The organism is Acidithiobacillus albertensis, assembly GCF_001931655.1.
Lineage (GTDB): Bacteria > Pseudomonadota > Gammaproteobacteria > Acidithiobacillales > Acidithiobacillaceae > Acidithiobacillus > Acidithiobacillus thiooxidans.
In genome coordinates this window covers 2,457,067-2,462,204 of record NZ_MOAD01000001.1, presented here as the reverse complement: position 1 = coordinate 2,462,204, position 5,138 = coordinate 2,457,067, and the positions used below count along the sequence as shown (strand labels likewise).

The window sequence follows — 5,138 nt, the reverse complement described above, 5'->3', positions numbered from 1 at the left end:
TAAGGCGGGAGCCGTAGGGGTGGCATCGGCCTGTGCCCATTCGGTGGCGCCCAGGGTAAAACCAAAGCACGCAGCGACAACAGCAGTAATCAGTAGTTTCGGGCGTTTCAACAGGGTTTTCGGGCGACTATTCGCCATAGGACTCTCCTTTGGAGTTTTGGTTCTGCAGCATTGACGCATTTGCGTTTAGACTCGGTAATAAAGCATCTAGTTCCTGCCTGAGGTCTACCATAACACTTAATATAAGGCGCGGGATAATTTGGTGCGGTATTGTTCAACCAGTGGCCCCTGATTGCTGTGCAGGGCAAAAATCTTCAGAATGGTTTTGCGGGCGAGTCCATCGTCGTAACTTTTGTGTCTTTCCACCATTTCAATCAGTTGATCCAAAGCGGCGGCTTCCTGGCCTTGCAAAAGCAGAACCAGCGCCCGCTGATACATGGCCAGAGCGCGTGCATCGCCTTTTTCATGGGCAATAGTTGTCTCCAGCGTGGTAATGGGGGGAGCTTTGCGCGCTGCATCCGTAAATTCCAGTAATGCTTTCAGACCCTCGACCTCGATTTCCATCTGAAACAGAGGGGACATGGCATCAATTTGTGCCTGAGCATCCGCATGACGTCCCTGTTGTATGGCGAGATGGGCCAGTGCCAAACGCGCCTGATCGTTTTGGGGGTTCGTTTGCAGGGACTCTTCCAGAAGTGACTGGGCTTCATCGGTTTTGCCCTGGGCCATGGCGGCCATGGCCTCGGCGCGCAGATCATCGCCGGGCTTGGGTAAATGCTTTTCAAGAAACTGGCGGATGGCAGACTCCGGGAGAGCACCGGTGAACTCATCTACCACTTTACCGTTTTTGAAAGCCTTGACTGCGGGAATTCCGCGCACCTGATATTCCCGGGAAAGTTCCGGGTTTTCATCAGAATTGATTTTGGCCAGAACAAAAGCACCCTGCATTTCCTCCGCCAGCTTTTCGAGGACAGGACCTAGGGCGCGACAGGGTCCACACCAGGGTGCCCAGAAATCCACGAGGACCAGGGCCTTTTGGGAAAGCTCAATAACGGCTTCCTGAAAATTACCTAAGTTGACTTCGAGGATGTGTTCACCAGTGGCCATGCAATACTCCTGAAAATAAAAAGACGTTGACTCGGGAAATAGGGGCGATAAAGCAACATTTCAAGCTTTTCGGGTGGAATGGACCTTATTGCAATTCGGCTTTGGCGAGTTCGTCCAGTACCCCCTGAAGCAGGCTGCGACCCAATGGTCCCATGCCTTTTTCCAGCTTGCGACGATCATCCAAACCTCGGGACAAGGGGCCGAGAGCAGCCCCCATACGGGCCATGTCGCCCCCGGCTTTTTGCATTTGACTGGCCATTTGCCCCAACCAGGCGACGGCCTGGGGGTCGCCCCGGCGGGCGGCAAGGATGACACTGGCCAGCCCCGGGGCCGCCAGTCCCGGGTCGGCCTGCCCCGTACTTTTGGGAAGAGTTTCGGGATTTTGCAGACCCATCAGAATGGATTCGACGATGACACTGTCTTCTTCATCCAGTCCCTGCAGTAAACCCAGTTCACGCTTGCCAGCCATAATCTGTTGAATGACGGTTACCAGCTCTCCCCAACCATTCGCAGCGGCGACGCGCAGGTGGTCATCGACAGCGCCGCGCAGCCGGGGGTTCTGGCAGGCTGCAACTACCTGCAGGATCAGGGCGGCGTGGGCACTGCGGATTTGTTCACGGCGTTCGGGGAGAACGGACATATTCACGGCTCCAGGTCATGTTCACAGGACTATTGTGCAATTTATCGGGATAAATGTCGCGCCAGATAGTGACCGGTGTGTGAAACCGGATTGCGGGCGACTTCGTCAGGGCTGCCCGTGGCGATGATTTGCCCGCCTCCGGAGCCACCCTCGGGACCCAGGTCGATAATCCAGTCGGCGGTTTTGATGACATCCAGATTATGTTCAATGACCACAATGGTATTGCCCGCATCGGCGAGCTTCTGCAGGACTACCAGGAGCAGGGCGATATCATGAAAATGCAGGCCGGTGGTAGGTTCATCAAGAATGTATAGGGTGCGTCCGGTATCCCGTCGGGATAATTCCCGGGAGAGCTTTACCCGCTGGGCTTCGCCACCGGAAAGTGTGGTGGCGGACTGGCCGAGGCGCAGATAACCCAGCCCTACATCGAGCAGTGTTTGCAATTTACGGGCAATGGCCGGTACCGGATCAAAAAACTGGCGGGCATCTTCCACCGTCATTTCGAGAATTTCGTGAATATTTTTGCCCTTGTAATGCACATCCAGGGTTTCCCGCTTGTAGCGTTTTCCGGCACAAACGTCGCAGGATACGTAAATGTCCGGCAGAAAATGCATTTCAACGCGAATGACGCCGTCGCCCTCACAGGCTTCACAACGGCCGCCCTTGACGTTAAAACTGAATCGCCCCGGATTGTAACCTCTGGCCCGGGCCTCGCTGGTGGCGGCAAAAAGCTCGCGAATCGGGGTGAACAGTCCGGTATAGGTGGCCGGATTACTCCGGGGGGTCCGGCCGATGGGACTTTGATCAATGGCTATGACCTTGTCCAGGGCTTCCAGGCCACGCAGTTGCTGATGCGCAGCCGGACTCTGCGTGCTGCCCATCAGAACCCGCGCGCAGGCGGGATACAAGGTGTCATTGATCAGCGTGGATTTGCCCGAGCCGCTGACGCCGGTGATGCAGGTAAACAGGCCGATGGGAATTTTTGCATCGACTGATTTCAGGTTGTTGCCTGTCGCACCGATGACTTCCAGCCAGCGTTGCTGGTCGTGACGGCGACGTTCGGGAATGGCAATGCACAAATCACCAGTCAGGTAACGACCAGTGAGGGAGTCCGGATTGGCGCGAATCTCTTCGGGAGTACCCTGAGCGATGACTTCACCTCCGTGGGTACCGGCACCGGGGCCCATATCCACTACATGATCTGCAGCGCGGATGGCATCTTCGTCGTGCTCTACAACAATGACGGTATTCCCCAGATCACGCAGATGTTTGAGGGTGCCGATCAAACGATCATTGTCTCGCTGGTGCAAGCCGATGGAGGGTTCATCCAGAACATACATGACCCCCACCAGACCGGCACCAATCTGGGAGGCCAGGCGAATGCGCTGGGCTTCGCCACCGGAAAGGGTTTCTGCGGAACGATCCAGACTCAGATAGGCCAGACCCACATCTACCAGAAACTTCAGGCGGCTACTGATTTCCTTCAGGATTCTCTCGGCGATGATGGCTTCCTGGCCCTCCAGTTGCAAATGCGCAAAGTGTTGCAGGGATTCGCGAATGGGCAGCGCTGACACTTCCTGAAGGGCCAGAGGCCCCACCTTGACCATACGGGCTTCTTCACGCAGACGGCTGCCGTGACAGGACGGACAGCGCAGGCGGCCCATGTAACGCATGATTTCTTCCCGAGCCAGATTGGACTGGGATTCGCGCAGGCGCCGTTCCAGTCCGGGAATGACTCCTTCAAAATGAATCTGATGCGTCCGTGAACCTTGCTGCACGGTAATACGTTCGTCGGAACCGTGCAGAATTTGCTCACGCACCTCAAAAGGCAGGTCTTCCCAGGAAGACTCCAGGGAAAAGTGAAAATGAGCGGCCAGCGCCTTCAACAAGGGGGTGTAATGTTCCTTGTGGCGCTTGGTCCAGGCGGCGATGGCCCCGGCGCTGAGGCTGGCACCCGGATCAGGAATGATCAGGTCCGGATCAAAAAAGGTAATTTCTCCCAGGCCATCACAACGTGGACAGGCCCCTGCCGGATTGTTGAAAGAAAACAGCCGGGGTTCGAGGGCCGGAAAGGAACGTCCACAACTGGGACAGGCATGGTGGGCGGAGAACAGGCGTTCTTCCTGATGTTGAGGCCCCATCAACACGGCGATGGCCTGGTCATCGGCGAGGCTCAGGGCGGTTTCCAGGGATTCCGCCAGACGCGGCCCACTGTCCTCGCGCAACACCAGGCGGTCAATGACGGCCTCAACGCGATGTTTGCGTTTTTTGTCCAGGGTCGAAATTTCATCCAGTTCGAGCATTTCCCCATCTACCCGCGCACGAATCAGGCCCCGGGCCCGCAGCGCGCTGATCACCTCTTCATGACTGCCTTTGCGATCACGCACCATGGGGGCGAGAATCATCAGTTTTTCGCCTTCAGGCAGGGCCAGTAATTGATCTACCATCTGGCTGATGGTCTGGCTCTGAATGGGTGCTCCGCAGCACCAGGGCGTGCCAGTGCGGGCATACAGCAGACGCAGATAGTCATGGATTTCCGTGATGGTGCCGACGGTAGAGCGGGGATTATGGGAAGTGGATTTCTGTTCAATGGAAATGGCGGGCGATAGCCCTTCAATGGCATCCACATCAGGCTTGCCCATAAGCGACAGAAACTGCCGGGCATAGGCCGAAAGACTCTCCACATAGCGGCGCTGACCTTCGGCATAGAGCGTGTCAAAAGCCAGTGAGGATTTGCCCGAACCGGATAAGCCGGTGATGACAATGAGGCGGTCCCGGGGCAGGGTCAATGAGATGTTTTTGAGATTATGGGTACGTGCGCCCCGGATCTGGATATGTTCCATGTAGCCGTAGCCTTTTTGGGTTCAGGAATGAGTTTTTCTCTGGATGGGTTAGTATAGAGCTTTCGGGGACGGCCGTCCCCTTGTACTCAAGGAGATCTGACAATGGCGGGAGTGAACAAGGTCATATTATTAGGACATCTGGGCCGGGACCCGGAGATGCGCTATCAGCCCAGTGGTGCTGCTATCGCCAATTTCAGTATTGCCACCTCTGAAAATTTCAAGGATCGCGAAGGGAATAAACAGGAACGCACCGAATGGCATCGTATCGTGCTATTTGGCCGTACAGCCGAAATTGCTGGCGAATACCTGCGCAAGGGCAGTATGGCTTATGTGGAAGGCCGATTGCAGACCCGCAAGTGGACAGACAAGGAAGGTCAGGAGCGCTACACCACTGAAATTATCGGTGACCGGCTGCAATTGGTGGGTCCACGCGGGGGCGGTGGTGGTGCAGCCAGTTTTGACGAAGAAGATCATGGCGGCGGTCATTTGACGGATGCTTCTTCAGCCCCGGCCAGCAGTGGGCGCAAACAGGATACCCCACCCCCGCC

The 5,138-nt window shown here is 56.3% G+C and carries 4 protein-coding genes; 1 reads left to right on the top strand and 3 read right to left on the bottom strand.

What is annotated here, in order from left to right; all coding sequences use genetic code 11:
* Positions 1 to 237: 237 nt before the first annotated feature.
* From trxA to uvrA, 3 genes are all read right to left on the bottom strand, one after another.
* On the bottom strand, positions 238 to 1,107 hold the full coding sequence (gene trxA / locus BLW97_RS12745) for a thioredoxin (protein ID WP_065974858.1): 870 nt from the start codon (positions 1,105 to 1,107) through the stop codon (positions 238 to 240).
* 85 nt (positions 1,108 to 1,192) lie between these two features.
* Positions 1,193 to 1,747: a hypothetical protein gene (locus BLW97_RS12740; protein ID WP_010637614.1), complete on the bottom strand. Its 555-nt coding sequence runs from the start codon at positions 1,745 to 1,747 to the stop codon at positions 1,193 to 1,195.
* 41 nt (positions 1,748 to 1,788) lie between these two features.
* Positions 1,789 to 4,590: an excinuclease ABC subunit UvrA gene (gene uvrA / locus BLW97_RS12735; RefSeq protein ID WP_031571771.1), complete on the bottom strand. Its 2,802-nt coding sequence runs from the start codon at positions 4,588 to 4,590 to the stop codon at positions 1,789 to 1,791.
* A gap of 102 nt (positions 4,591 to 4,692) precedes the next feature.
* Between uvrA and BLW97_RS19130 the strand changes: the two genes are divergently transcribed.
* On the top strand, positions 4,693 to 5,138 hold a 446-nt coding region (locus BLW97_RS19130; RefSeq protein ID WP_158025180.1), incomplete at its 3' end, for a single-stranded DNA-binding protein.